Raw genomic sequence first — 26,205 nt, forward strand, 5'->3', positions numbered from 1 at the left:
TCGTTATTGCAGCAGACGCTACACGCTGGCGAGGAACAGCTCTGCGCCGTCAGCGCCCTCCGCCGTGAACACTACGCGCGCGTCGCTCGCCGGGACCCACGCCGCTTGGCCCGGGCGCAGGGTGAGCTCCTCCCCAGTCGCGCCGCGCCCCAGGGCCTCGCCGCTCGTGCACAGCACGATCGCCGGCCCATCCGACTCCACCGCCAGCTCCGCGCCCTCGCTCAGGGCGTAACGGCTCAGCCGGAAGTCTTCCATTGGCAGAACGAACTCCTCCCCCACCGCGCCGCCATCCGCCGCGCGGGTCTTCGCCCGCGGGGACTCTAGCGCCTCGAATTTGAGCACGCGCACCAGCTCCGGCACGTCCACGTGCTTCGACGTGAGCCCGCCGCGCAGCACGTTGTCCGAGTTCGCCATAATCTCCACACCCAGACCCGACTGGTAGGCGTGCAGCTGGCCGGCGTCCAGGTACAGCGCCTCGCCCGGCTCGAGGGTGAAGTAGTTCAGCAGCAGCGCCGCGAGGGCGCCGATGTCGCCCGGGTAGGCCGCCGCAAGCTCGAGGAACATGGTGAGCACCTCGACCATCCACGGCTCCACGCCGGCGCCCCCGGCCTCGTCGGGATTTTTCAGGAGGGTGCGGGCGCGGTTGACGGTTTCGTCGATAAGCAAATTGCTCGCCTTGCGCGGCAGCGAGATGAGGGTGGTAAACAGCGCGCGCAGGCTCGCCTCTTCCTCGCTGGGGTCGACCATGCTGGTGTAGCGGTTGAGCAGTGGCGATCCCAGCGCGTCGAGCAGGCGGGCGGTGCGCGCGTACGGGCGGAACCCGGCGAGCGCCTTGAACTGCGTCAGCGCGACGATCAGCTCGGGCTTGTGGTTCGGGTCCTTGTAGTTGCGGCGCGGGTCGTGCAGGTCAATGCCCGCCGCCTCCTCGCTGCGGAACCCCTCGACGGCCTGCGCTTTCGACGGGTGCGCTTGCAGCGACAGCGGCGCGCCCGCCGCCAGCAGCTTGAGCAGGAACGGCAGGTGTTCGTCGAACTTGTCGGCCACGCGCTGCCCAAGCGCCGCGCGGGGATCGTCCGCGATGATCGCGTCCAGGCCGCGGGAGCCGATTGTCGACGGCGCAGCCGGGTGCGCACCGAACCACAGCTCCGCCTCCGGGCTGGGGGCGGGCGACGCGGTGCCGCGCAGATCGGCGAGCATGGTGCGCGAGCCCCACGGGTAGGTGCGCAGAGCAGGTTCGAGGAGCTCCATCGGTGTTTGTGCCTCGTTTCCTTCGGTGATGGGTGTGGGCTACCCGTCGCTGGGGTCGTCGAGCGCAGTCACGGCGTACGCGCGCGCCAGCAGCCGCAGCACCGTGACGGACTCGCCCAAGTGCTGCGACGCGACCGTCTCAGCGCGGGTGTTGGGCGCGACCGGGGCGTGCGCGTCCGGTTGCGCCCAAAGAACGACCTTTAAGGGTACCAGCTCCACCGGGCCGTCAAGGAATGGATCGTGGTAGATGTCGTCGGCCGGGGCGGGCGCGCCGCCGCGGGCGAGCTCGAGGGCCTGCGGGAGCTCGTCGGCGTCGACGAAGCCGCTCGCCAGGCCGCGGCAGGACCACAGGGCGGCCACGAGCTCCGCAAGCGCGAGGCCGTGGCGGGTGGTGCCGGAGTGCACGACGCGCGCGTCGCGGGCAAAGGCGCGCAGCTGGCGGGCGGCGTTGACGTCCTCGGCGCGTTCCGGGGAGACGGCGGTGAGCTCGGCGTCCAGCTCGTCCGCGAGCATGCGGAACCGCTCTGCCAGCGATTCCGCCGCCGCGCGGGGGTCGAGCGCGTCGAGCACCGCCGACAGCACGGCGATGGTGCGGGCCGGCGACGGGCCCATCGTGGTGGGCAGGGCCGGGACGACGACGGTAGAGTCGGGCGCCTCGTCAACGATCGGGCCGCGGGCGGGCCCCGCCAGCACCGTTTCCGCGCCGCGCTGCGCCGCCGTGAGCAGGGCGCGCACGTCGCGCTCGCGCGCCGCGGCGTCCCCCACCATGACCACGACGTCGAGCGCGCCGACGTAGCCGGGCAGCGTGTCCGTCACCACCACCGGCAGCGGGAGCGGTGCGCGCACCTGCGCCACGGCGCGTGCGGCGGCGCGCGCGACCTGGTCGGTCGCCACCACGATCACGCTGCGGGGTTGCATCCCGCGGAGGTTGGCGAGGGACGGCAAAGCGTCGATAATAGCCCTGACCTGCGCCCCCTCGTGGGCGATGTCGAAGAAGCGGACGGTCTCGCGGTCGTAATCGCCGGTGCCCTCGTAGTAGTCGCTCATGACCGCGATCTTACGCAGCGCCGGCGCGCGCGGGCCTAGGCGCGGATGATTCCCAGGATCTCCTCGACCAATTCCTGGACTTCCTGCTCCGTCTCCGCCTCAACGTTCAGGCGCAGCAGCGGCTCGGTGTTAGACGCGCGTACGTTGAACCACGCCTTCGTGCCCTTGAGCCACACGGTGACGCCGTCGAGGCGATCGAGCTTCTCGGTGCGATCCGCAAACGCGTCGAGCACGCGCTGGGTGGTCGCCTCCTGGTCGGCCACCTCGGAGTTGATCTCGCCGGAGGCGGCGTAGCGGTTGTACTCGGCCATCAGCTCGCTGAGCGGCGCATCCTGCTCGGCCAGCGCGGCGAGCACGTGCAGCGCGGCGACCAGGCCGGAGTCGGCGTTGAAGAAGTCGGCGAAGTAGTAGTGCGCGGAGTGCTCGCCGCCGAAGCGCGCGCCGGTGCGTGCCATCTCCGCCTTGATGTAGGAGTGGCCGACGCGCGTGCGCACGGCCTCGCCGCCCTGCTCAGCGATGATCTCCGGCACCGCCTGCGAGGTGATCAGGTTGTGGATGATCGTCGCACCCGGGTGCTGCGCCAGCGTGCGGTGCGCGATCAAAGCGCTAATCGACGACGCGCTCACCGGCTCCCCACGCTCGTCCACCACAAAGCAACGGTCCGCGTCGCCGTCGAAGGCCAGGCCGATGTCCGCGCCCTGCTCCACCGTGAACTTCTGCAGGTCCACCAGGTTCTTCGGGTCCAGCGGGTTCGCCTCGTGGTTGGGGAACGTGCCGTCGAGCTCGAAGTAGAGGGAGCGAACGTCCATGTCATCCAGCACGGCGGGCACGGTCAGCCCCGCCATACCGTTGGCGGCGTCGACGGCCACGACGAGCTTCCGGTCTGTGGGCACCGGCACCAGGTCGCGCAAGAACGTCGCGTAGTCGGCCAGGATGTCCTTCTCAGTCACGGTACCCGCGGCCACGTCAGCGGCGGGCACGCCCTCGAGCACCATCCGCCCGATCTCGCCCAGTCCGGTATCGGTGGACACCGGGGTGGCGCCGGCGCGGCACAGCTTGATGCCGTTGTACTTGGCCGGGTTGTGCGAGGCGGTGAACATCGCGCCGGCGCACTTGAGCGTGCCGGCAGCGAAGTAGAGCTCGTCGGTGCTGGTCAGGCCCAGCGCAACCACGTCGAGCCCCTGGGAGGTCGCGCCCTCCGCGAAGGCGCCGGCGAGCTCGGGCGAGGAGGGACGCATGTCGTAGCCCACGGCGATGCGGGTCTCGCCCTCGCCGCGCAGGATGTGGGCGAACGCCGCGCCGACGGTGCGGACAAAGTCGGCGTCGATGGTCTCGCCGACGACGCCGCGCACGTCGTACGCCTTGATGACGTTCTTTAACGTTGCTTCATTGTGTGCAATTGCCATGCCGCCAGTCTAGCGCCGCGCGACACCGTGCTACTCAGTACCGGAGTCCTTGTCCGCGTCTTCGGACGGGTCCGGGACCACGCGCAGGTGCGCGCGCCGCTGCGCCTTGTGCGCCGCCAGGTGCGCCTCGATCCGCTTCGTGCGGTGCACCGGGTGGTTGGAGGTGGCGGGGTCGTTGAAGTCGTGGGAGGCCGAGTACTCGATGGGGTCGGCGGAGGTGTCCACCAGGCCGGTGGTCACGCGGCCGGCCTCCCCCGCCTCGCGCACTGCCTCCGCGAGCGCCGTCAGCTCGGACTCATCGAGGTCGTCCAGGCTGGTGTTCAGGCTGCGAGCGAAGAACGCGGCGTGGGCGGCGTCTTCAGTCGCGTCGGGCTGTTCGGACTCCTCAAGGTCGGCGGGGTCTTCGGTGATGTCCACCTGTTCGACGCGCACCATGTCCCAGCCGACGGGGGCGGTGATGTGCGCGGAGTGGCGCTCGCAGAGGTCCCAGGAGTGCGGGTCCTGCTCTGGGGCGAGCGGCCCGACCACTGCCGTGGAATCCGCGTAGGCGTAGATCAAGGTGGCCACGGCGGGGCGGCCACAGCCCGGGCGACAGCAACGACGGAATACACTCACGGCGCACAAGTCTAAACCCCGGCTTGAGGTTTGTGAAGTGCGACGCGGCGCGCCCCGCCGGAATCGCGCACCCCTCCGCCTAGGATGTGGCCGTATGAGAGGTTCCACTCGGATTGGCGGCACGCCGGAGGATTCGCCGCTCCAGCTGCGCAGTGCGCGCGACCGGCACGGCCGGGGTGCCCGGGGGCCGCTGCTGCCGGTCGGCGTCCCGCGCTACCGCACCCGCTCGACGGCGTTTGACCAGCTGGTGCTCGAGTCTTACGCGCCGCTGCACAACGCGTACGCGGTGCAGCTGTCGGGGGTGGACCTCGCCGTTGACACGATCCCGCGGATGCGCCTGCGCGCGGACATGACTGTGTTGCCCGAAGAGATCATCGCTGACGGCCCCGTCCCCCTCGGCCGCGTCCTCCCTGCGGGTGTGGACCGCAACGGTCGTCCGACCCGGGCGCGCCTGGTGGTGTTTCGGCGTCCCGTCGAAAAGCGTGCGCGCACAGCAGAAGAGCAGTCGGAGCTCCTCACCTGGATCCTGACTGCTCTGGTCGCGCAGTACCTCAACCTGGATCCGCGCGACATTGACGACACATTCCCCTGGTAGCCAGGGGCGGGTGCTTGCTTGCGCCCCTTAGCCGATCTGCTTCTTCAGACGGCGACGCTCGCGGTCCGAAAGACCGCCCCAAATGCCGAAGCGCTCGTCGTGCTCCAGCGCGTACTCGAGGCACTCGTCGCGCACGGCGCACGCCTTGCAGATCCGCTTCGCCTCACGGGTCGAGCCACCCTTGTCCGGGAAGAAGGCGTCCGGATCGGTTTGCGCGCACAGCGCTTGGTCCTGCCATTCCTTCTCGACAGCGCCAAACAACTCCTCGAGGGTCATGCCACCCGCGACCGCGCCGCGGAGGTGTGCGTTATTCGCCTGATTCGCCGAGTCTTCCACGCTTCCCCCTCCTTCCGTTGTTGCTTTTGTTCTACTCGCTTGCCACGTGAAGCCCCCGCCGCTTCGGACACTACGGCCAGTGCCTGCGGGCGGGTCTCCACGGACGACTCACGTCGATGTGATTACGAAAACGATTACACACCGAAGCCCTAAATAGCCGCAACATAAATCAGTGATTACTTCACGCGTCCGGCACGTTTCCCACGTCATTCGCCACACAAATCACATGCGTCACACGCCCCGCCCGGAGGGGGTAAAAGGCGGGGGTACTAGATGTAGTGGGGGTGCCGAAATCTGGGAACTAGTTCGCGGTTTTGGCGTGTCGTTACGCGTCCGGCGAGAAGCGCACGCCCGAGTCCGGGATGCTCACGCCCGGCCAGATGCGCATCCCTGCCTGGAGCTCGCAGCGCGCACCGATCTCCACACCCTCGCCGATCACGCAGTCGGAGATCCGCGCGTTCGCGCCGATCCGCGCGCCCGACGCGATGATGGAGTTGCGCACGACCGCGCCCGGCTCGATGGTGACGCCGTCGAAGATCACGGAGGCGTCGACACGCGACCCCGCGCCGATCACGCTGCCCCGGCCGACCGCGGTGCCGCCGATGAGAATCACGCCGCCGGACACGCCCGCGGACTCGTCCACAAACGACTCACCCGTCTTGCCCGCCAGCAGCGGCGAGTACGCGATGCCGCGCACCACGTCGGAGGACCCCTCGACAAAGTCGTGCGGGCGGCCCATGTCGCGCCAGTACGAGGAATCGACGTGGCCGACCACCTTCGCCCCCGACTCCAGCAGCCCCGGGAAGGTCTCGCGCTCCACGGAGACCACGCGGCCCGCCGGGATCTGCTCGATCACACTGCGCTTGAACACGTAGCAGCCAGCGTTGATCTGGTCCGTCGGCGGATCCTCCGTCTTCTCCAGGAACGCCTGCACGTTGCCGTCTTTGTCCGTGGGCACCGAGCCGAACGCGCGCGGGTCAGGCACGCGCACCAGGTGCAGTGTCACGTCCGCGTCGTGCTCGACGTGCGTACCCAGGATCGCGCTCAAGTCCGCGCCGGAGAGGACGTCGCCGTTGAACACCATCGCGTTGTCGTAGCGCAGCTTGTCGGCGACGTTACGGATCGCGCCGCCGGTGCCAAGCGCCTCTTCCTCCACGACGTACTCGATCTCCAGGCCGAAGTCCGAGCCGTCGCCGAAATACTCCTCAAACACCTCGGCCTTGTAGGAGGTACCCAGCACCACGTGGTGCATCCCGGCCTCCTTAATGCGGGCGAGCAAGTGGCTCAGGAACGGGTGCCCCGCCGTGGGCAGCATCGGCTTCGGCGTCCCCACGGTCAGCGGGCGTAGGCGCGTGCCGCGACCGCCAACGAGGATCACCGCATCCGTCTGCTCCGGATGCGCAACAACGTTTTCAACCATCTCTTCTCACTTCGCTTCCGTATGTCGTGTGGCGTGCACCTTCGCCCGGGTCTGCATCACGCTGCGCAGCTTCAGCCCTGCCCACAGCGCCCATCGCACCGGTGCCTGCCACCAGGCCGGGTGCCTGTCGCGCTGGAACCGGTACGCCGACGCGTGGTGCGCCGGCACCGTCACCAGCGAGAACTTGTCCGCGACGTGGCCTTGGTCGTGCAGGATTATCGACGACGGGCAGTACACATTCAGCCACCCAGCGCGCGTCAACCGATCGCCCAGATCAATGTCCTCGAGGTACATGAAGTAGCGCTCGTCGAAGCCGCCGATCGCCGCGAACGCCTCCCAGCGCACGAGCAGGCACGCGCCCGAGAGCCAACCCGCTTCGCGCTGCACATCCATCGCGGAGCCCGCCTTATAGACGGTGGTGAAGGGGTTCGTTGGCCAGACGTCGTAAAGCAAGGCGTGCCCTATGCCCACGGTGAGGCCGGGCACGCGCCTGGCGCTGGGGTACGCGGAGCCGTCGGCCTCCTCGATGCGCGGGCCGACCGCACCGGCGCGTGGCGCGCCGTCGAGGCAGCGCAGCAGCTCGTCGAGGCTGCCAGGGCGGAACTCCACGTCGGGGTTCACAATAAGAAAGGCATCGGGGTCGATCTCGCCGGAAGCGCGCAGCGGCTCCAGGTGGCGCACCGCCGCGTTGATCGCGGCGCCGTAGCCGATGTTGCCGCCGGTAGGGAAAAATTCCACGTGCTCGTGCGCGCGGGCCGCCGCCTGCGGCGCACCGTCCGTCGACCCGTTGTCGGCGCACACCAAGCGCACCCTGCGTGCGGTGGCGCGCTCGAGGGAGGCGACCAGCGCCGCCAGGTGCTCGCCCGGCGAATAGGTCACGGTGATGACCGCCAGCGCGGGCTGCGCGTCGGGGCTGCCGTTGAGTCGATCGTCGTTTCTCACAATGCGCTCAGCATACCCACTGGCGCGCCGGATCCCGCGCACGGCGCACGGCGAGGCGCACCGAAAACGCGGATCCGGCGGAGGCATGTCGTATAATGCATGGCCGTGAACGACAACCCTAGGCGCGCCCGCGACATCCAGCCGGCCCCTTCCCGCACGAGGGACCTGAAGCAATCGGGCCACCCGGTGGTGAAGGGGATCCTCGCCGCGTGCTCCGCAGCCGCGCTCGTCGTCTCTGGGGTCGGCTACTTCACCGTGGGAAAGCTGGACAGCCAGCTCAGCGCCTCTGAGCTGAACATCGGGAAGAAGCAGCGTAACGACGACAACGAGGCGCTCGACGGCGCCGTCGACATCCTGCTCGTCGGCTCCGACTCGCGCACCGACGCCCAGGGCAACCCGCTGTCCCCCGACGAGCTCGCGCGCCTCAACGCGGGCGAGGCCGACGGCGAGATTAATACGGACACGATGATGGTCATCCGCGTCCCCGAGGACGGCTCCCGCGCCACCGCCGTCTCCATCCCGCGCGACACCTACGTGCACACCGACGACTACGGCAACATGAAGATCAACGGCGTCTACGGCGCGCACGCGGGCGCGAAGCGTGAGGAGCTGCTTGACGACGGCGAGGCGGAAGGCCCCGAGCTCGAGCAGCAAGTCGCCCGCGCGGGCCAGGAGGGGCTTATCGACGCCATCGCCGACCTCACCGGCGTCGAGGTCGACCACTTCGCGCAGGTCGGCCTGCTCGGCTTCGTCCTGCTCACCGACGCCGTGGGTGGCGTCGACGTCTGCCTCAACGCCCCGGTGAACGAGCCGCTGTCCGGCGCGAACTTCCCCGCCGGCGAGCAGACGCTCGACGGCACCCAGGCGCTCTCGTTCGTCCGCCAGCGCCACGACCTGCCGCGCGGCGACCTGGACCGCATCGTGCGCCAGCAGGCATACATGGCGTCGCTGGTCCAGCGCATCCTGTCGGCCGGCACACTGACCAACCCGTCGAAGCTGCGCGACCTGTCCAACGCCGCGGAGCGCTCCGTCACGCTGGACCGCGGCTGGGACGTGGTCCGCTTCGCGCAGCAGATGTCCGGCCTGGGCGGCGGCAACGTCACCTTCACCACCATCCCAGTGACCTCGGTGAACGGCGTCGGCGACTACGGCGAATCCATTATCACGGTCGACCCGCCGCAGGTGCACAGGTTCATGGAGACGGTCGTGGAGCCGCAGGACGAAGCGCAGGATGATGGCACCGGAGAGGACTCGGCGGCGTCGGAAAGCGCGGGCACCGCCGAGGGCTTTGAGAACTACAGTCTTTACGTGCTCAACGCTGGCGCCGGCACCGGGCAAGCGGGCGCGGTGGGCGACTACCTCACCGACGAGGGGATGAACGTCGCCGACGTCTCCAACGCCATGGACGGCGTGTACTGGGAAAGCCAGATCGTCACCGCGGATCCGGCGGACCCGGCCGCCAATCAGCTCGCCGAGCGCCTTGGCAACGTGCCCGTGACCGCCAACGCGAACGTCGAACCGGGCAGCCTCATCGTGGTCATCGCCGCCGACTACGCGGGTCCGGCGATGCTCAGCCCCGAGGAGCGCGAGGAGGTCCCGTCCGAAGCGCCCGTCGGCACTCCTGGCGAGGACTTCGGCGCCGCCGAGACCGGCCCGGAGATCACCGCGGGCGGCAACGGCCCCCGCTGCGTGAACTAGCAACCTATGATGGGCGGGCATGAGCATGCTCACCCCCCTTTTGCGTACTGACCCTGCGAGCCCGCGGCTGACCGTCTACGACGAAGCGCGCGGCACCCGCATGGAGTTCTCTGCCCAAACGCTGGACAACTGGGCGAACAAGGTCGCTAACATGCTCGACGAGGAGTTCGAGCTCCCGCCGTCCGCCGGCGCCATCTGCATCGACCTCCCCGCGTCGTGGCAGTCCGCAGTGATCGCGCTGGGCGCCTACAACTCGTCGCGCGTCCCGCACATCGGGCCGTGGGACTGCGGGGCGCCGGAGGTGGTGTTCGTGGGCGTCGATGATGCGGCACGGTGGGCGCACGTTCCGGACTGCGTCGTGGTGTCGGATGACCCCTTCGGCCGCGGCGTCGTCGAAGCGGGCGGTGAGCTCCCCACGGGCACCATCGACTTCGGCCCCACCGTGCGCTTCTACGGCGACCAGTACTTCGGCGCGTCGGCCGACCTCGCCGCGTGGTCCACCCCCGAATTGGGGCCGGAGCGGTACTGGGTCCCGGCGTGGACCTCCGCGGCGGAGTTCGAGCAGTACGTGCTCGCGCCGCTCGCCGCGGGCGGGTCCGTCGTCGCCGCGACAGGGCTCGTCTCCGCAGACAGGCAGCAGGAAATTATGGAGATTGAGAAGGTGGGGCGGCGGTTGGGCGTCGATAAGCGATAGCCCGCGCGCACCCCCGTTGGTGGGCAAAAACCAGAAATTTTGTGCGGAAACGGGCACCGGCGGAATACATTGTGAGGGACCAGCGAATACGAAAGGTATTGGTATGAAGCTCACCGCCACCCGCAAGACCGGCGCAGCGCTCTGCGCAATCGCGCTCGCCACCACCGGACTCACCGCCTGCTCCAACAGCGAATCCGACTCCGAGGCCTCCGGGGGCGCGAGCGGCGCCGCAGCCGAGGGCAACGAGCGCGGCCCCATCACCTTCGCCATGGGGCGCAATGACACGGACAAGCTGATTCCGATCATCGACAAGTGGAACGCCGAGCACCCCGACGAGCAGGTCACGCTCTCCGAGCTCGCCGGCGAGGCCGACGACCAGCGCGACACCCTCGTGCAGTCCCTCCAGGCGGGCGGCGACGACTACGACGTCATGGCGCTCGACGTCGTGTGGACCGCCGACTTCGCCGCCAACCAGTGGCTCCAGCCGCTCGAGGGCGACTTCGCCGTCGACACCTCCGGACTGCTGCCGGCCACCGTCGAGTCCGCGACCTACGGCGACAAGCTCGTCGCCCTGCCGCAGAACACCAACGGCCAGCTCCTGTTCCGCAACGCTGACGTGATCGAGGAAGCGCCAGACACTTTCGAGGACATCCGCAGCGCCTGCGCCGCCGTCGAGGGCAACACCGACTGCCTCACCACCCAGCTCAAGCAGTACGAGGGCCTGACCGTCAACTCCCTCGGCTTCATCAACGGCTGGGGCGGCGAGGTCCTCGACGATTCCGGCCAGCCCACCGTCGAGTCCGACGAGGCCAAGGCTGGGCTCCAGGCGCTTGTCGACGCCTACGCGGACGGCACCATCTCCCAGTCCTCCACCGCCGCAACGGAGGAGGAAACCAACCTGGCGTTCACCGAGGGCAAGACCGCCTTTGCCATCAACTGGCCGTACATGTACACCAACGCCGAGGAAGCCGGTCTGAACTTCGAGGTCCAGCCGCTGGTGGGCAAGGACGGCGTCGGCGTGTCCACACTCGGCGGCTACAACAACGGCATCAACGTGAACTCGAAGCACAAGGCGACCGCGCTGGACTTCATCAAGTTCGTGATCAACGAGGAAAACCAGCTCTCGCTCGCCGAGAACTCCTTCCCGCCGGTACTCGCCTCCATCTACGACGACGCCGAGCTGGTCAAGGAGCACCCGTACCTGCCGGCGCTCAAGGAGTCCCTGGAGAACGCGAAGCCGCGCCCGGTCTCCCCGTTCTACCCGGCGATCTCCAAGGCCATCCAGGACAACGCGTACGCCGCGCTGACCTCCGGAAAGAGCGTTGACGACGCGACGAAGGACATGGCCAGCGCCATCCAGCAGGCCTCCTAGTAGCCCACGCCTCACGCCCGCCACCGTTTACACTGCGGTCGCGGGCGTTTTGCCCGTTTACGCACCAAAAGAAATGGAGTGTGGTGTATGACAACCGCTTCCCCCAAACGGCGAAGGCACCGCAGCGACGCCGGCAAGGCCGCCGCGCTCGTCGCCCCGGCGCTCGCCGTGCTGGCCGTCGTGATCGGCTACCCGATCGTGCGCGCCATCTGGCTCTCGTTCCAGTCCGACAAACACCTCGACCCCGCCACCGGCCTGTTCACCGAGGGCGGCTTCGCGGGCGTCGAGCACTACCTGTACTGGCTGACCAACCGGTGCATGACCGCCTCCGGCGAGGTCGGCGCGTGTCCGGCAGGTGTGCTGGCGACCGACTTCTGGCCGTCGGTAAGCGTGACCCTCTTCTTCACCGTCGTGACGGTCGCGCTTGAGACGGTGCTGGGCATCGGCATGGCACTGGTGATGAACCACCCGTCGCGCGTCCGCGCCCTCATCCGCGCCGCCGTGCTCATCCCGTGGGCCATCCCCACCGCCGTGACAGCGAAGCTGTGGCAGTTCATGTTCGCGCCCAGCGGCATCGTCAACTCGCTGCTCGGCCACAATATCGCCTGGACCACCGACCCGTGGGCCGCGCGCTTCGCCGTCATCATCGCCGACGTGTGGAAGACCACCCCGTTCATGGCGCTGCTCATCCTCGCCGGCCTCCAGATGATCCCGCGCGACGTCTACGAGGCAGCGCGTGTCGACGGCGCGTCGTCCCTCCAAACCTTCACCCGCATCACCCTGCCGCTGGTGCGCCCCGCGCTGATGGTCGCCATCCTGTTCCGCACGCTCGACGCGCTGCGCATGTACGACCTGCCCGTGATCATGATCTCCGGGTCCTCCAACTCCCCCACCGCCACGATTTCCCAGCTCGTGGTCGAGGACATGCGCCAAGGCAACTTCAACAGCGCCTCCGCCCTGTCCACGCTCATCTTCCTGCTCATCTTCACAGTCGCATTCGTCATGATCCGGTTCCTGGGCGCTGATGTGGGTGGCAGGCAGGCGTCGAAAAGCATGAAAGGCACGCGATGAAAAAGTTCTGGCACTACGCAGGCGTCATCTTCATCATGTTCTGGGGGCTCGCTCCCTTCTACTGGATGCTCGTGACCGCGCTGCGCGACCAAGCGCACACCTTCGACACCACCCCGTGGCCGACGCACGTGACGCTGGACAACTTCCGCGACGCGCTCGCCACCGACAAGGGCAACGACTTCCTCGGGGCGATCGGCAACTCGCTGCTCATCTCGCTAACCACCACCGCGCTTGCCGTGCTCGTCGGCGTGTTCACCGCGTACGCGCTCGCGCGCCTCGACTTCCCCGGCAAGGGCATCGTCACCGGCATCATCCTCGCCGCGTCGATGTTCCCGGGGATCGCGCTGGTCACGCCGCTGTTCCAGCTGTTTGGCGACCTCGGGTGGATCGGCACCTACCGTGCGATGATCATCCCGAACATCTCGTTCGCGCTGCCGCTGACCGTGTACACGCTCATCTCGTTCTTCCAGCAGCTGCCCTGGGAGCTCGAGGAGGCGGCGCGCGTCGACGGCGCAACCCGCGGCCAGGCCTTCCGCCTCGTGCTGCTGCCGCTAGCCACGCCCGCGATCTTCACCACCGCCATCATCGCGTTCATCACGACGTGGAACGAGTTTATGCTGGCCAGGCAGCTGTCCAACACCTCGACGGAGCCGGTGACGGTGGCGATCGCACGCTTCTCTGGGCCGAGCGCGTTTGAGTACCCGTACGCGGCGATCATGGCGGCGGGGTCGCTGGTGACCGTGCCGCTGATCATCATGGTGCTCATCTTCCAGCGGCGCATCGTCGCAGGCCTGACCGCCGGCGGCGTGAAGGGTTAGCATGGACCAGCGCACAGACCTGAGGTGGCAGGCGATCGTCGGGTTCGTCGGCTTCTTCGCCCTCCTCGCCCTCGTGCAGGGGCTGGTCAACGTGTTCCGCGACCAGCCCGCGATCTGGCCCGGCCTGCTCGCCGGCGCGCTCGCGCTCGCCGAGTGGTGGCTCGTTCGCCGCTGGCTGGCGTGGCGCAGCTCAGCGCTTGACGACGACACCCAGACACCCCAATAGGCGCCAGGGGTACTGGCGCTACGTGGTTGCTGGGGTGTGGGCGAGGCGTTGTTCGCGTCTGTCGGGGTCTGTGTGATCAACCCCGCCGGGTATTCGATACCCACTCGGGCTCTGCCACGTGACGCGCCCGCGGTGCCGGTGCATCCTGCCGCGTCCTGGCCTGCCGTTTTGCCGATTATGATACGTACACAACCAACACAGGTTCCCAATCTCCGTCCCACCCCCGCTGGCCCACTCGGTGAGATGGTGCGCCTCGGAGACATCCGCCGGCTGGTGGCAATCCGCCCAGGCGCACGTCGGCCCGTCCGCACTCATCAACAGCCGCAGCTCCCGAGTCGCCCGCCTCGGGTTGGCCGGGTCATCCCCAGCAAGGGTGGTGGCATACAGGTTGACCGGCCCGTCAGTCGGCGAGATCAGCGCGATATAGCCCGCCTTGTTGAGCTTCCGGTTGACCAACTCGGCACCGTCAAGCCACTCGCCGTTGGTCAGCTGCACCTGGATCTCGGCGGTGTTGTCGGGGTGGGTGCGCCAGGTGGCGAACTCGCCGATGTCCATGTTGAGCACCGTGGTGATCGCAGGTGCGGCAGCACGGGCGGTGGCATCACCGGTCAGCCAGGCTGCCGGGTCAAGGCGTGCCGCGTGGTAGGCGGCGAGCACGTCGCTGGTACGCCCCGTCACGTGCAGGGTGGACAGGCCCTTGTCGTGGTAGGTAATGCTTGCTTTCGGTGCCCGCGGTGGAGGTGGGGCGAGTTGCTTTTTCAGTTTCTTCGCAGCACGCATGATGGTGCGCAAATCGCCGTCGGTCTCGCACAGGGCGCGGCGGTACTTCCAGCGATCCGCATCCTTGGTCAGGCTGCGCGACGAGCGGGCGATAAAAGCGAGGGTGTCGATCCGGTGGCCGCGGCTGCGTGCGGCGTCGACGCAGGCGGTCTGCGCCCGGCGGTTGCGTACCGGGGCGAAGAAGACCTCGGCGGCGGTGGTCAGTTGGGCGGCGCGGTCGGGGTCCATGCCGCGGGAGATCAAGGTCTCGGCGCTTGACGACGCGGCCGCGGCAACAATGTCGATACCGCGGTTGTCGAGGGTGATCAGGTCGTCGAGAAGCGTCATGCCACACAGCATAAACTTCCCTGACCTGCGGGTTCAATGGTTTGTGAGAAGGATTCCACTTTCGGCCAACCAGGGAACCGGCGGGGTGTTTTCAACGTCTAATAAGGTTTCGGGGTTTCAAGGCAGCGCGCGCACAGGAAAGTGCTACAACTGATGCTATGAAACGAGCAACCAGGGCGTTTATCGCCGCAGCAACTTCCACCGCCATGATCGCCGCCGCGCAGCCGGCCCTCGCACAGGAGGGCGCCGGCGAGATGAGCGTGACCGTCAACGGCGAGCCGGTGAGCGTGGAGCAGGGCGAGGGCGACGAGGTCGTCGTCAACGTCGACGTCGCCGCCGACGGCACCGCCGATTCCGGCGAGCAAGCGCAGCAAGCGCAGCCGGCCGAGGAGGAAACCCAGGACACCAACGTCACCGTGGGCAAGGAGCTCGACGTCGCCGCGATGCTGCTCGGTCTCGTCGCGCTCGTCGCTGCGCTGGCCGCCGGCTGGCTGTACTTCGCCGCGCCGGTCCTGGGCATCGAGCTGCCCACGTTCAACCTGCCGTTCTAGCGGCGCGGGGGCTGTGCTAGCGTCGCCAGTGTGACACGGGGTGCCCCGAGCGAGGGGCTGAGATCAGACCCGTCGAACCTGCACTAGCTCGAACTAGCGAAGGGATTGTCCCCATGCACGCTGCGCCCGCACTGCCCCGCATCCTCACCATCGCCGGCACCGATCCGACCGGCGGCGCCGGAGTCCAGGCCGACATCAAGTCGATCCAGGCCGCCGGCGGGTACTCGTATAGCGTCGTGACCTCGCTGGTCGCGCAGAACACGACCGGCGTGCAGGAGATCTTCGCCCCGCCGGTCGAGTTCCTGCGCTCACAGCTGCGCTCCGTCGCGGACGACGTGGAGATCGACGCCATCAAGATCGGCATGCTCGGCACCACCGAGATCATCGACGTGGTCCGCGACTTCCTCACCGAGCACGCGCAAACGTGCAGGGTGGTGTTGGATCCGGTGATGGTGGCGTCGTCAAGCGATAGGCTCCTCACGCGCGAGGCTGAAGCGGCCCTGCGCGAGCTGGCGCGGCTCGCCGACGTGATTACCCCGAACCTGCCCGAGCTCGCGGTGCTTGCCGGCGCGGAGCCCGCCGCCGACTTCGACGCCGCGATCGCGCAGGCGCAGGGGCTGGCGCGCGAGCTGGGCACGACCGTCATTGTCAAGGGCGGCCACCTGGGCGGCGCGCACGCGGATAACGCCGTGGTCACCGCCGATGGTGTGCACCGCGTGCCCGTGCAGCGCGTGGACACGAAGAATACGCACGGCACCGGCTGTTCGTTCTCTTCGGCGCTGGCCACGCGGCTGGGCGCCGGCTTTGACACGCCCGCGGCGACGGAGTGGGCGTCGCGCTGGCTGCACGAGGCGATCGCGCACGCTGATGCACTCGCCGTTGGGCGCGGGCACGGCCCCGTCGATCATGGGCATATGAACCGTCGCATGCAGCGCGCGGCCGATACGCGCCCCGAGCACTTTTTGCTTATCGACGCCCCACCAACCCTTCCCCTCGCCGCCCCGGCCGGCCCCAACACCCAGGCACTGTGGGACGCCTCGGCGCCGTACCTCACCGCCATCATGGAGCTGCCGTTCATCCGCGCGCTCGGCGACGGCACCCTGCGCCGCGAGGACTTCCTCTTCTACCTCGAGCAGGACGCGTACTACCTGGTGAGGTACGCGCGCTCCCTGCACGCGCTCGGCGGCGCGTGGGCCGAGGACGCGAACGAGGCGATCGCCGACGAGCAGGAGATGCAGCGCACGTGGCTCGCTGACCTGGACCGCGAGACGCTGCCGTCGCCGATCACGCGCGCCTACACCGACTTCCTGCTGGCCTCCACGCTCGGCGAACCCGCGGCGATCGGCCAGGCCGCGGTGCTGCCCTGCTACTGGCTGTACTACGAGGTCGGCGCGCGCCTGGCCAAGCGCAACCACGACGCGCACCCCTACCGCGACTGGCTGGCCACATATGCCGGCGACGAGTTCCTGGCGTCGGTGCGCGGCGCGATCGACCGCTGCGAGCGCACGCTCGCCGACGACCCGGACTCGCTCGACGCCGCGGTGCGCGCCTGCGCCGTCGCCTCGCGCTACGAGCTCGACTTCTTCGACCAGGCGGACCGCGCGTGGGTGATCCGCGATGTCTAGGCCGCTCGACCTGCGCTGCTACTTCGTCACCGGGCAGCCCGCCGAGGAGGTCCCGCGTATCGCAGCGGCGGCTGCTGCTGGCGGCGCGGGCGTCATCCAGGTCCGCAGCAAGCCGATCGAAGAGTCCGCGCTCGAGTCGCTGGCCTGCGCGGTCGCCGACGCCGTCGCTAAAGCCAACCCCGCCACGCGCGTGCTTATCGACGACAACGTCCACCTCGCCGCCCGCCTCATGCCCACCCACCACATCCACGGCGCACACATCGGCCAGGACGACATGGACCCGCGCGACGCCCGCGCGCTGCTGGGCCCCGACGCCATCATCGGGCTGACCACCGGGACCCTCGACCTGGTGCAGGAGGCCAACGAGTACGCCGGCGTGATCGACTACATCGGCGCGGGCCCGTTCCGCCCCACGCCCACGAAGGACTCGGGCCGCGCCCCGATCGGGCTGGACGGCTACCCGGCGCTCGTGGAGGCGTCGCGGCTGCCGGTGGTGGCGATCGGCGACGTCCACGCCTCCGACGCCGCCGACCTCGCCGCTCGAGGGGTGGCGGGTGTAGCCATCGTGCGCGGCTTCATGCGCGCCGAGGACCCGCGGGCGATGGCGGCGAGCATCGTCAAGGACTTCGACCGCGTGGCTGCGGGCGGCGCGCTGTGAGCACCTACGAGCACGTCATTGTCGGCGCCGGCATCATCGGCCTGACCACCGCGTTCGAGCTCGTGCGACGCGGGGTGGACCCGCAACGCATCGCGCTCGTGGACCCGGCGCCCGCCAGCGGCGCGACCAACGTTGCTGGCGGCATGCTCGCCCCGGCCGCCGAGGTGCAGTACCGCCAGGAGCCGCTCTACCCGCTCATGCTGCAGTCGGCGGAGTTGTACCCGTCGCTGGTCGCGGACCTCGTGGCCGCCGCACCCGCCACCGACGTGGGGTACCGCACCGAGTCGACCTTCGTCGTCGCCGCCGACCGCGCCGACGCGACCCACCTGCGCGAGCTCACCGACCACCAGCACGCCCACGGCATGGACGTCGACCGGCTCACGCTGCGCCAGGCCCGCTCGCAGGAGCCGGGCTTGAGTCCGCAGCTCGCGGGCGTGGTGGAGATCCCCGGCGACCACCAGGTCAACCCGCGGATGTTCGCCGCTGCCCTGCTGCGCGTGCTGGAACACAAGGGCGTCCGGCTTGTCCGCGAGAAGGCGGGCGCGCTGTTGTGGGAGGGGTCGGCGTGTGTGGGGGTTGAGGTGGGCGTCGAGAAGCGAAACGTGCTCGGCGCGACGACCTATGTGTGCAACGGGCTTGGGGCGCGCGCGCTGGGCCTGCCGCTGAACCTGCGGCCGGTGCGCGGCGACATGCTGCGGCTCGGGGCCGCCAACGCGCCGGTGGGCCGCGTGATCCGCGCGTTTGTGGAGGATCGGCCGGTCTACATCATTCCGCGCACCGACGGCACGATCGCCGTGGGCGCGACCAGCCGCGAGGACGCGCGCGAGCGGCCAGCCGTCGACGGGGTGTACACGCTGCTGCGCGACGCGATCCGCATCGTGCCCGGGCTCGAGGACTGCGAACTCATCGAGGCGCTCGTGGGCAACCGCCCCGGCACCCCCGACGACCTGCCCTACCTGGGGCTGCGCGGCGAGAACCTCGTCGTTTCCACCGGCTATTTCCGGCACGGCATTCTGCTGGCGGCGCTCGGCGCGCGCGTCGGCGCTGACCTTGGGCTTCGGCGCACCACGGCGGTGGACATCGCCGCGTGCGACCCCGCCCGCCACGAGTAAAGGAGCATCATGCGCATTACTGTCAACGATCAACCCCGCACCTTCGACGCCGCGCCCACCGTCGCGCAGCTCGTCGACGAGGTGGTGGGCCGCACTGAGGGGGTCGCCGTGGCCGTCAACGGCAAGGTGGTGCCCGCGAGCCAGTGGGGCCTCATGCTTAACGACGCCGACGTGGCCGACATCCTCACCGCCGTCCAAGGAGGCTAACCGTGCTGCAGATCGCGGAGAAGGAATTCGACTCGCACCTGATTATGGGCACGGGCGGGGCGACGAGCCAGCAGCTGCTGGAGGACGCGCTCGTGGCCAGTGGGACGCAGTTGACTACGGTGGCGATGCGTCGGCACGCGGCGCGCGCGGACGGCGGCGGCGAGAGCGTCTTCGATATGCTCACCCGCCTGGGGATCGACCCGCTGCCGAATACTGCGGGCTGCCGCACGGCGCGCGACGCGGTGCTCACCGCGCAGCTGGCGCGCGAGGCGCTCGGAACGAACTGGGTGAAGGTGGAGGTCATCGCCGACGATCACACGCTCCTGCCGGATGTGGTCGAGCTCGTCGACGCCTGCGAACTCCTCGTCGCCGACGGCTTCACCGTGCTCGCGTACACCTCCGACGACCCGGTGGTGGCGGCGCGCCTGGAGCAGGTCGGCGTCCACGCGGTCATGCCGCTGGGCTCCCCGATCGGCACCGGCCTTGGCATCCTCAACCCGCACAACATCGAGCTGATCTGCTCGCGCGCCGAGGTGCCAGTGCTTCTCGACGCCGGCGTGGGCACCGCCTCCGACGCCGCCCTCGCCATGGAACTCGGCTGCGACGGGGTGCTGCTGGCCAGCGCCGTGAACCGCTGCCAGGACCCCGTCGCAATGGCGAGCGCGATGCGCCACGCGGTGGAGGCGGGCCGCCTGGCCCGCGGCGCGGGCCGGATTCCGCGGCGGACACATGCGGAGGGGGCGTTGGCGTCGTCAAGCTTTGAAGGCCTGGCGAGCTGGGAGGACCAGGTGCTATGAGCCTCCCCCACGCTGAGCTACGGCGCACCGCGCGCCAGACGCTGCTTCCGGGCTTCGGGCTGGCGGGCCAGGAGGCGCTCAACGACGCGCAGGTGCTGGTCATCGGCGCGGGCGGGCTCGGGTGTCCGGTGATGCAGTCGCTGGTGGCGACGGGCGTCGGCACGATCACGGTCATCGACGACGACGTCGTGGACGACACCAACATCCACCGCCAAATCCTGTTTAGCGCCGCCGATGTCGGCCGGCCCAAAGTCGAAGTGGCGGCCGAGCAGCTGCGCAGGCACCGCGATGACGTGCGCATCAACGCCCGGAACGAACGACTCGACGCGTCCAACGCCGCCGAATACTTTCGCGACGCGGACCTGGTCATCGACGGGTCCGACACGTTCACCACGAAGTTCCTCGCAGCCGACGCCGCCGAACTCACCGGCACCCCGCTGGTGTGGGGCTCGGTGCTGCGCTTCCACGGCGAGGTCGCGGTCTGGCACTCCGGCCCGGGCTCGCGTGGCGTGAGCCTGCGCGACCTCTACCCCACCCACCCCGCGCCCGAGGACACCCCGGACTGCGCCACCGCGGGCGTGCTCGGCGTGACTACGTCCGTCGTCGGCGGGCTCATGGCCACCGAGGCGGTGAAGCTCCTCGCCGGGATGGACGAGGCGGAGATCGGCGTGCTCACCGTCTACGAGGCGCTCGCCGGCACGCTCAAGCGCTTCCAGGTCGCGGCCGACCCGGAGCGCGAGCTGGTGACGAGCCTGGACGCCCACGCCGCGCCGGCCGCCTCGTGCGCGGTGCCACAGCACGGCGACGGCGAGAAAGCGCGGCTACTCGCGCAGATCGCGGACGGCGAAGCGACCGCGCTCGACGTGCGCGAACTCGGCGAGAAGGCGATCAAGGACCTGCCGCAGGAATCCGCGCACCTGCCCACGTCCGCGTGGCGCGAGGACCCGGACGCGGCGATCGCGCTGCTCGACGAGCTGCGCGGTGCGGGCGACGTCGTGGTGTACTGCGCCTCCGGGAAGCGGTCCGCGGACTTTGTGGAGCGCTTCGGCAAGGCCGCCGCGGAGCGCGGAGTCACGCTGCGCAGCCTGCCAGGCGGGCTCTAGCCGCCGCGCCGTGCAGGTTACTCAGTCAGAGTGCTTTCGCCTCGGGCCTCGAGGAGCTGTTCCATCTCGTCCATCTCGGCGGTTTGGACGTCGAGCATTTGCTGGGCCAGGTCCACGAGGGGCTGGTAGCCGCCGTTGTCGATCTGGTCTTGGGTCATGGCAACGGCACCCTCGTGGTGGGAGTGCATCAGCTGGAGGAACAGGGTGTCTGCGTCCTCGCCATCAAGTTTTTCCAGCTGCTCCATCTGCTCTGGCATCAGCATGCCGTTGGCGACGTGCGGGGCGTGCTGTGCCATCAGGTCGCCTTGGTCCCATTGCTCGGCCCAGTCGACCATGGTGTCGATCTCTTCCTCTTGCCCGACTTTAATCCGTTCAGCTAAGTCCGCTGTGGCTTCGCTGGTGCCGTCCGCGGCCAGGATGATGTCGCTCATGTCCACGGCTTGCTGGTGGTGCGGTGTCATCATCCCGAGAAAGTGCAGGTCCACCCCGTTGACTTCTGCGGGTTGGTTGGCCCCGGATGTCACCTCGACACCGTCCTTGTCGGTCTGGGTGGCGTTTTCTCCGGCGCATGAGACTGCACTGACCCCCAGTAGTGCAATGGCAGCCAAGCCGATGATGCGTCGTCGTAGTGGTGTGCGTGTCATGAAAGGGCCCTCCTCAGACCGAAGTATCTGCGCCATACCCAGGATGGGTATACCCCCTAAGGGTATCGCAGAGCGTTCACACCACGCCGAAGGGGGCCAGCGCTCGCCCTATCTAGGCGGGATTCCCAGGGTGTGCGCGAGGCGTCGCCAAGCAACGCGCGCGGCGGAGTGCGGCAGCGCGACGACCTCGCGGGCATAGTTCTTCGCCCGCGAGCGACGCGGGGTGCGCGCCGGCACCATCTCCACCGGTATGCCCAGGTGCCAGGCCCACACGCGCGTGCGGCGGACGTGGAAGTTGCTGGTCACCACGATTAGGCGCGACGCGTGCGGGAAGAGCGCGCGGGAGTTCTCTAGGTTCTCGTTCGTCGATGTCGCGCGAGGTTCCTCGACAATCAGTTCGCGGGGCACGCCTCGCTCGGCGAGCCAGCGCGCCATCACGCCCGACTCGCCACGGCCGGTGACCACGATGGTGCGCTCTACCCCGGCGCGGGCGTCGATACGCCAGCGAACGAGCGCGGCGATGAGGCGGGCGTGGAGCATGCGGGAGGGGCGACCGTCGACAATGCGCGCCCCGAGCACCACGATGGGGCTGCTATTCACCCAGCAACCGGCTGCGCAGCGCCTCGTCCTTCTTCTCCACGGCGGCGGCCATGTCCTCCTGGTAGCGCACCATCTTCGCCTGCAGCTCGGCGTCGGCCGCGCCGAGGATGCGCGCGGCGAGCAGGCCGGCGTTCTTCGCCCCGCCGATAGAGACGGTGGCCACCGGCACGCCCGCCGGCATCTGCACGATGGACAGCAGCGAATCCATGCCGTCGAGCGTGTCCAGCGCGCGCGGGATACCAATGACCGGCAGCGGGGTCGCGGCCGCAACCATGCCGGGCAGGTGAGCGGCGCCGCCAGCGCAGGCGATAATCGCGCGCAGGCCCCGCTCGTGCGCCGACTTCGCGTACGCGAGCATCTTGTCGGGCGTTCGGTGCGCGGACACCACGCCGACTTCGAAGGGCACGCCAAATTCGGCGAGCACCTCGGCGGCGGGTTGGACGGTGTCCCAGTCGGAATCGGAGCCCATGATCAGGCCAACGAGGGGTTGCTGTGCGGTCATCGGTTCAACCTTTCTTGTTGCAGCGCTTTTCGACGCCAGCCTACGTCCAGCTTGCCGTCACCAGGAACTGCGCGGCGTGCTCGGCGAGCTTGCGCGTGGACACCACGTCGTAGCCGGTGACGTTGACGTGCCCGATCTTGCGGCCCGGGCGCCAGTCCTTGCCGTAGAGGTGGACCTTCGCCTCCGGGTAGCGCAGCATGACCTCCTTGACGCGGCGCTCCATCGGCATCTCCGGGTCCTCCTCGCCGCCGAGCACGTTGACCATGACGGTGACGGGGGCGACCGTTTCGGTCTCGCCGAGCGGGAAGTCGAGCACGGCGCGCATATGTTGCTCAAACTGGGAGGTCAGGCAGCCGTCCTGCGTCCAGTGGCCCGTGTTGTGGGGACGCATGGCCAGCTCGTTGACGGACACGGCGGTGCCGGTCTCCGTCTCGTACTCGAACAGCTCCACCGCCATCACACCGGTGACGTCGAGCTTGCGGGCGATGAGCTTGGCCAGGTTCTGGCACTCGCGCGCCAGCTGCGTCGACAAGTCCGGGGCCGGGGCGATCGCGACGTGGCAGATGCCGTCTGTCTGGCGCGACTCCACCACCGGCCACACGCGCATCTCACCGGAGCGCGTACGCGCCACCATGGCGGACAGCTCGCGGACAAAGTCGACCTTCTCCTCGGCGTACAGCACGATGTCTTGGCCCAGCATGTCGCCCACCAGCTCCACGAATTCATCGAGCGAGTCAGGAAACCACACGCCCTTGCCGTCGTAGCCGCCGCGGGTAGTCTTCAGGCATACGCGGTGCTCGTGGCGCTGCCAGAACGACGTAGCGGCCTCCACCGAGTCGATCGGCGCGTAGTCCGGCACCGGCACGCCGAGCGATTCCAGCTCGCGGCGCTGCTCCAGCTTGTCCTGGGCGTAGATGAGGGCTTCGGGGCGGGGTTCGACGACCACGTTGGCGTCGATAAGCTGCTCCAAATGCTCGTTGGGCACATGCTCATGGTCGAAGGTGACCGCGGCCGCGCCGTGCGCAACCTCCTGGAGATCCTCCAGGTTGGTGTAATCGCCGATGCGCACATCGCCGAAGACCTGCGCGGCCGACGAGTCTTCACTCCCCGCGAGCAGGCGAGTGTGCAGACCAAGCTCGATAGCCTCGGTGTGCATCATGCGGGCGAGTTGGCCGTCACCGACGACCACGACAGTTGGCATTTGTTGTGCGTCTTTCACGCACTTCACCTTACCCTGGTGCTATGGCTTCGAATTATCAGGCGCTTTCCCGCCACACCATCTTCCAGAACTCGCTCATGACCGCACTCCTCGACGGTATTTACGACGGCGAGCTGACCATCAGCGACATCCTGTCTAAAGGCAACTTCGGCCTCGGCACCTTCGATGCGCTCGACGGCGAGATGATTATCCTCGACGGGGTCTGCTACCAGCTCACCAGCGACGGCAAAGCCCGCATCGCCGACCTCGACCAGCGCACGCCGTTTACGGTGGTGACGAACTTCGTGCCGCGCATCACCGTCGACGCGCCACAGGGCATGCGCCGCGGCGAACTGTCTGCGTTCGTCGACTCGCTCGAGCCCAGCCGCAACTTCTTCTACGCCGTGCGCATCACCGGCACCTTCGACAAGGTGGTCACCCGCACCGTGAGCAAGCAGGAAAAGCCCTACCGCCCCATGACCGAAGCAATTAACGACGACGCCGAGCACCACTTCGAAAACGTCACCGGCATCATCGGCGGCTTCCGCACCCCCGCCTACGCCAAGGGCATCAGCGTGCCGGGCTGCCACGTCCACTTCATCGACGACGAGCGCACCTCCGGCGGACATGTCCTCGACTACACCGTGCGCGAGGCCCGCATCGAGCTGTGCCCCGGCACCGACATGGACCTCCACCTGCCCGTTACAGCCGAGTTCCAGCAAAGCGACCTCACGCCGGAAGATTTGGACAGCCAGCTGCACGACACCGAGATCAAGGGCGCGCAGATCAACGGCTAGCGCAGCTCGCCGTTGAGCGCTTTCTGCAGCGCCTTGTCGACGGCGCGCGCCTTGCCCACCTGCTCGAAAACAAGCGGGCGGTCGTAGCCATAGACCGCCACCGAGATCGAACCCTTGACGCGGCGGGCGGAGTGGATCTGTTCCAGAGGGATGGAGTCGACCGCGCCACGCCGCCCGCGCGCGAGGATGCGGCGGTCCGTGAGGATGAAGCGGCGCCGACGGGAACTCACCAGCGGCGCAACGAAGCGCCACAGCGCCAACAGCGCCCACGCGAGGACGACCAGGTTGCGCAGCGCCGGGTCTACGTTGGTTGTTACGTCCATCCAACCGATCGCGATCCAGGCCACGCCTGTAATCACGATGAGTTCCATCAGGGGGAAGGTGAGGGTGGAAAGGGGGGCGCAGACGTCGACAAGCACCTGCTCGTCTTTGCTCGTCTGAAACCGCACCTTTCTTGACATGCGACCAGGCTACTGTTTCGGGCGCAGGTGATGCACATCGCCGACGGAGTACGCGGTGCCGTCGATGATGACCTCGCCATTGTCATTGACGCCGTCGACGCGGCCGTGCACATCGCGGTCGTGCAGCTCCATGCGCACCGTCTGGCCGATCGTCGAGCAAACCCGACGGTAATCGGCGAGCAGCTGCGGGTCGCCGTCTTGCCACTGTTTCAGGCGAGCGCCCATGGCGCGCAGGATCTCGATGGTGAAGTCGTCGAAGTCCACACCGATGCCTTCGATGTTGAGCGCGGTCGCGGTGTCGACGGGCAGCTGCTCGGGACGGAAGTTGACGTTGATGCCGATGCCCACGACCACGTTCGGCAGCGCCAGGTTGGACAGAATGCCCGCGATCTTCTTGCCGCCGATCTGCACGTCATTCGGCCACTTCAGGCGCGCCTGCGGCACGACGTCGGTCACCGCCACCCCCGGGGCGATGGAAAGCAGGCCGAAGTGGTTGGGGTCTTGGCCTGCGTCGATGACCATGCTCATGGCCAGCTGCGCGCCCTTCGGCGTGACCCACGTGCGATTCAGACGGCCCTTGGAAGCGGTCTGCTCATCGGCGATGAGCACCATCCCGGCCTCGCCGTCCTTCACCATGTCGGCGTTGGTGGAGCCGGTGGTCTCGACGTAGCGCACCTTCGGCCAATAGGAGGCGACGGCGGTTTGGATGCGGGCGAGGTCCTTTACAGTCATGCCGACGATTCTAGGCGGTGTGGGGTGCGGTGTGGCGTGGTATGCGCGTGGTGACGGGGACGCAAGTAACGACGCGGGCGCTTACCGCGGATATGCACACTGCGCAGGAAACAGGGTGGGCCACTTCCCCCGGCTCACCCCGTTTTGTGTGTCTACGTCGTCGCCCACCTTTAACTCGCACTCTAGGTAAACAGGTCGCGGAGAATGTGTCGCATTAGGGTCAATACATTGGAAAATATTTCGACGAGGAGACTTCTCCGCAAGAAAACCCCAGGGAATGCCGACGCCATGTGTCGCGATCGAACTGTCGCAATGGGGTGTACCCTATCGGGAGATATACGGGCACGTCTCTGACGAATGCCTGAGTGCCGTGTCCCGAAAGAAACTCCTCGAGACACGGCACTGGCGCAGCTACTTGCCGCGACGCTTCGACACTTGGGACAGTGCGCTGGCGGCAGCCGTCTTCGCGACCGCACTGTAGCTCTTGCCACGCAGCACCTTGCTGGCTGCCTTCGCCGCAGACCTGCTGGTCTGCCTAGAGTTGCGAGCCATTCCCTTCTCCTTCCTGACAGGCGGAATGGTTCCTGGGGTCAGGGTGGCTAGCGGCCCAGCTTGCGCAGCTT

At 68.3% G+C, this 26,205-nt stretch carries 29 protein-coding genes, 1 pseudogene and 1 riboswitch; of the genes and pseudogenes, 15 read left to right on the plus strand and 15 right to left on the minus strand.

Annotated features, from left to right (window positions below; all coding sequences use genetic code 11):
• Positions 1-18: 18 nt before the first annotated feature.
• From manA to CKJ82_RS04055, 4 genes are read right to left on the minus strand one after another with little or no spacing between them, the layout of a single operon-like run.
• Entirely contained in the window at positions 19-1,248 is a 1,230-nt protein-coding gene (manA, locus tag CKJ82_RS04040; protein WP_095537127.1) for a mannose-6-phosphate isomerase, class I, read from the minus strand.
• 39 nt (positions 1,249-1,287) lie between these two features.
• Complete coding sequence (locus tag CKJ82_RS04045; RefSeq protein WP_095537128.1) at positions 1,288-2,295, minus strand: hypothetical protein; 1,008 nt, start codon at positions 2,293-2,295, stop codon at positions 1,288-1,290.
• Between the two features lie 35 nt (positions 2,296-2,330).
• A complete protein-coding gene (locus CKJ82_RS04050) occupies positions 2,331-3,701 on the minus strand; it encodes a phosphomannomutase/phosphoglucomutase (protein WP_095537129.1) in 1,371 nt (456 codons plus the stop codon).
• Positions 3,702-3,731: 30 nt separating this feature from the next.
• Positions 3,732-4,316 carry a DUF3499 domain-containing protein gene (locus CKJ82_RS04055; protein WP_095537130.1) on the minus strand — a complete coding sequence of 195 codons (585 nt, stop codon included), beginning with the start codon at positions 4,314-4,316 and terminating at the stop codon, positions 3,732-3,734.
• A 94-nt stretch (positions 4,317-4,410) separates the two neighbouring features.
• On the opposite strand from CKJ82_RS04055, the gene CKJ82_RS04060 reads away from it, so the two are divergent.
• Entirely contained in the window at positions 4,411-4,911 is a 501-nt protein-coding gene (locus tag CKJ82_RS04060) for a metallopeptidase family protein (protein ID WP_095537131.1), read from the plus strand.
• 27 nt (positions 4,912-4,938) lie between these two features.
• On the opposite strand, the gene CKJ82_RS04065 is transcribed toward CKJ82_RS04060, so the two are convergent.
• The 3 genes from CKJ82_RS04065 to CKJ82_RS04075 all read right to left on the minus strand — a co-directional run bounded on the left by CKJ82_RS04065 (position 4,939) and on the right by CKJ82_RS04075 (position 7,609).
• Positions 4,939-5,187 carry a WhiB family transcriptional regulator gene (locus tag CKJ82_RS04065; RefSeq protein ID WP_095279042.1) on the minus strand — a complete coding sequence of 83 codons (249 nt, stop codon included), beginning with the start codon at positions 5,185-5,187 and terminating at the stop codon, positions 4,939-4,941.
• 385 nt (positions 5,188-5,572) lie between these two features.
• A complete protein-coding gene (manB, locus tag CKJ82_RS04070; RefSeq protein ID WP_095536407.1) occupies positions 5,573-6,667 on the minus strand; it encodes a mannose-1-phosphate guanylyltransferase in 1,095 nt (364 codons plus the stop codon).
• A gap of 6 nt (positions 6,668-6,673) precedes the next feature.
• Positions 6,674-7,609: a glycosyltransferase family 2 protein gene (locus tag CKJ82_RS04075; RefSeq protein ID WP_240510678.1), complete on the minus strand. Its 936-nt coding sequence runs from the start codon at positions 7,607-7,609 to the stop codon at positions 6,674-6,676.
• A gap of 99 nt (positions 7,610-7,708) precedes the next feature.
• Here CKJ82_RS04075 and CKJ82_RS04080 point away from each other — a divergent pair, with 99 nt between their 5' ends.
• The 6 genes from CKJ82_RS04080 to CKJ82_RS04105 all read left to right on the plus strand — a co-directional run bounded on the left by CKJ82_RS04080 (position 7,709) and on the right by CKJ82_RS04105 (position 13,488).
• Complete coding sequence (locus tag CKJ82_RS04080) at positions 7,709-9,307, plus strand: LCP family protein (RefSeq protein ID WP_095537133.1); 1,599 nt, start codon at positions 7,709-7,711, stop codon at positions 9,305-9,307.
• Between the two features lie 19 nt (positions 9,308-9,326).
• The gene (locus CKJ82_RS04085; protein WP_095537134.1) at positions 9,327-10,001 is read left to right on the plus strand and encodes a TIGR03089 family protein; all 675 of its coding nucleotides are present in this window, start codon (positions 9,327-9,329) and stop codon (positions 9,999-10,001) included.
• A gap of 103 nt (positions 10,002-10,104) precedes the next feature.
• Positions 10,105-11,373 carry an ABC transporter substrate-binding protein gene (locus tag CKJ82_RS04090; protein ID WP_095537135.1) on the plus strand — a complete coding sequence of 423 codons (1,269 nt, stop codon included), beginning with the start codon at positions 10,105-10,107 and terminating at the stop codon, positions 11,371-11,373.
• An 87-nt stretch (positions 11,374-11,460) separates the two neighbouring features.
• Positions 11,461-12,444, plus strand: a complete 984-nt coding sequence (locus CKJ82_RS04095) for a carbohydrate ABC transporter permease (protein WP_095537136.1) — start codon at positions 11,461-11,463, stop codon at positions 12,442-12,444.
• Positions 12,441-13,262: a carbohydrate ABC transporter permease gene (locus tag CKJ82_RS04100; protein ID WP_095537137.1), complete on the plus strand. Its 822-nt coding sequence runs from the start codon at positions 12,441-12,443 to the stop codon at positions 13,260-13,262. The genes CKJ82_RS04095 and CKJ82_RS04100 overlap by 4 nt, the downstream gene beginning before the upstream one ends.
• A gap of 1 nt (position 13,263) precedes the next feature.
• Entirely contained in the window at positions 13,264-13,488 is a 225-nt protein-coding gene (locus CKJ82_RS04105; protein WP_095537138.1) for a hypothetical protein, read from the plus strand.
• An 18-nt stretch (positions 13,489-13,506) separates the two neighbouring features.
• Here the strand turns inward: CKJ82_RS04105 and CKJ82_RS04110 are convergent, their stop codons facing one another.
• Positions 13,507-14,595, minus strand: a complete 1,089-nt coding sequence (locus CKJ82_RS04110) for an HNH endonuclease signature motif containing protein (protein ID WP_133064008.1) — start codon at positions 14,593-14,595, stop codon at positions 13,507-13,509.
• A 158-nt stretch (positions 14,596-14,753) separates the two neighbouring features.
• On the opposite strand from CKJ82_RS04110, the gene CKJ82_RS04115 reads away from it, so the two are divergent.
• The 7 genes and pseudogenes from CKJ82_RS04115 (at position 14,754) to CKJ82_RS04145 (ending at position 20,648) form a co-directional block, all read left to right on the plus strand.
• Positions 14,754-15,146, plus strand: coding sequence for a hypothetical protein (locus tag CKJ82_RS04115; protein WP_095537140.1), 393 nt, complete (start codon positions 14,754-14,756; stop codon positions 15,144-15,146).
• Between the two features lie 26 nt (positions 15,147-15,172).
• Positions 15,173-15,269: riboswitch (TPP riboswitch) on the plus strand.
• 5 nt (positions 15,270-15,274) lie between these two features.
• Positions 15,275-16,771: pseudogene (locus tag CKJ82_RS04120) on the plus strand (bifunctional hydroxymethylpyrimidine kinase/phosphomethylpyrimidine kinase); the annotation flags it as partial.
• Positions 16,764-17,429, plus strand: a complete 666-nt coding sequence (locus CKJ82_RS04125) for a thiamine phosphate synthase (RefSeq protein ID WP_095537142.1) — start codon at positions 16,764-16,766, stop codon at positions 17,427-17,429. The pseudogene CKJ82_RS04120 and the gene CKJ82_RS04125, both read left to right, overlap by 8 nt.
• Complete coding sequence (gene thiO / locus CKJ82_RS04130; protein ID WP_095537143.1) at positions 17,426-18,541, plus strand: glycine oxidase ThiO; 1,116 nt, start codon at positions 17,426-17,428, stop codon at positions 18,539-18,541. The genes CKJ82_RS04125 and thiO overlap by 4 nt, the downstream gene beginning before the upstream one ends.
• A gap of 9 nt (positions 18,542-18,550) precedes the next feature.
• Positions 18,551-18,748, plus strand: coding sequence for a sulfur carrier protein ThiS (gene thiS / locus CKJ82_RS04135; protein ID WP_095278743.1), 198 nt, complete (start codon positions 18,551-18,553; stop codon positions 18,746-18,748).
• A 2-nt stretch (positions 18,749-18,750) separates the two neighbouring features.
• Positions 18,751-19,545 (plus strand): thiazole synthase, encoded by a 795-nt coding sequence (locus tag CKJ82_RS04140; protein ID WP_095537144.1) that lies wholly within the window; start codon positions 18,751-18,753, stop codon positions 19,543-19,545.
• Entirely contained in the window at positions 19,542-20,648 is a 1,107-nt protein-coding gene (locus CKJ82_RS04145) for a ThiF family adenylyltransferase (RefSeq protein WP_095537145.1), read from the plus strand. The genes CKJ82_RS04140 and CKJ82_RS04145 overlap by 4 nt, the downstream gene beginning before the upstream one ends.
• 17 nt (positions 20,649-20,665) lie before the next feature.
• On the opposite strand, the gene CKJ82_RS04150 is transcribed toward CKJ82_RS04145, so the two are convergent.
• The 4 genes from CKJ82_RS04150 to CKJ82_RS04165 all read right to left on the minus strand — a co-directional run bounded on the left by CKJ82_RS04150 (position 20,666) and on the right by CKJ82_RS04165 (position 23,595).
• A complete protein-coding gene (locus CKJ82_RS04150) occupies positions 20,666-21,292 on the minus strand; it encodes a DUF305 domain-containing protein (protein WP_165765374.1) in 627 nt (208 codons plus the stop codon).
• 108 nt (positions 21,293-21,400) lie between these two features.
• On the minus strand, positions 21,401-21,892 hold the full coding sequence (locus CKJ82_RS04155) for a YdcF family protein (protein WP_276291586.1): 492 nt from the start codon (positions 21,890-21,892) through the stop codon (positions 21,401-21,403).
• Positions 21,885-22,394: a 5-(carboxyamino)imidazole ribonucleotide mutase gene (purE, locus tag CKJ82_RS04160; protein WP_095537147.1), complete on the minus strand. Its 510-nt coding sequence runs from the start codon at positions 22,392-22,394 to the stop codon at positions 21,885-21,887. Before purE ends, CKJ82_RS04155 begins: the two co-directional genes overlap by 8 nt.
• A gap of 40 nt (positions 22,395-22,434) precedes the next feature.
• Positions 22,435-23,595: a 5-(carboxyamino)imidazole ribonucleotide synthase gene (locus tag CKJ82_RS04165; RefSeq protein WP_095537148.1), complete on the minus strand. Its 1,161-nt coding sequence runs from the start codon at positions 23,593-23,595 to the stop codon at positions 22,435-22,437.
• Between the two features lie 41 nt (positions 23,596-23,636).
• On the opposite strand from CKJ82_RS04165, the gene budA reads away from it, so the two are divergent.
• Positions 23,637-24,389 (plus strand): acetolactate decarboxylase, encoded by a 753-nt coding sequence (gene budA, locus CKJ82_RS04170; RefSeq protein WP_095537149.1) that lies wholly within the window; start codon positions 23,637-23,639, stop codon positions 24,387-24,389.
• On the opposite strand, the gene CKJ82_RS04175 is transcribed toward budA, so the two are convergent.
• The 3 genes from CKJ82_RS04175 to CKJ82_RS11760 all read right to left on the minus strand — a co-directional run bounded on the left by CKJ82_RS04175 (position 24,386) and on the right by CKJ82_RS11760 (position 26,134).
• Complete coding sequence (locus tag CKJ82_RS04175) at positions 24,386-24,850, minus strand: hypothetical protein (protein ID WP_095537150.1); 465 nt, start codon at positions 24,848-24,850, stop codon at positions 24,386-24,388. The genes budA and CKJ82_RS04175 overlap by 4 nt on opposite strands.
• A gap of 9 nt (positions 24,851-24,859) precedes the next feature.
• The gene (locus CKJ82_RS04180) at positions 24,860-25,582 is read right to left on the minus strand and encodes a biotin--[acetyl-CoA-carboxylase] ligase (RefSeq protein ID WP_095537151.1); all 723 of its coding nucleotides are present in this window, start codon (positions 25,580-25,582) and stop codon (positions 24,860-24,862) included.
• A gap of 411 nt (positions 25,583-25,993) precedes the next feature.
• Positions 25,994-26,134, minus strand: coding sequence for a hypothetical protein (locus CKJ82_RS11760; RefSeq protein ID WP_165765375.1), 141 nt, complete (start codon positions 26,132-26,134; stop codon positions 25,994-25,996).
• Positions 26,135-26,205: the final 71 nt, after the last annotated feature.

Source organism: Corynebacterium gottingense (genome assembly GCF_002285125.1).
Taxonomy (GTDB): domain Bacteria; phylum Actinomycetota; class Actinomycetes; order Mycobacteriales; family Mycobacteriaceae; genus Corynebacterium; species Corynebacterium gottingense.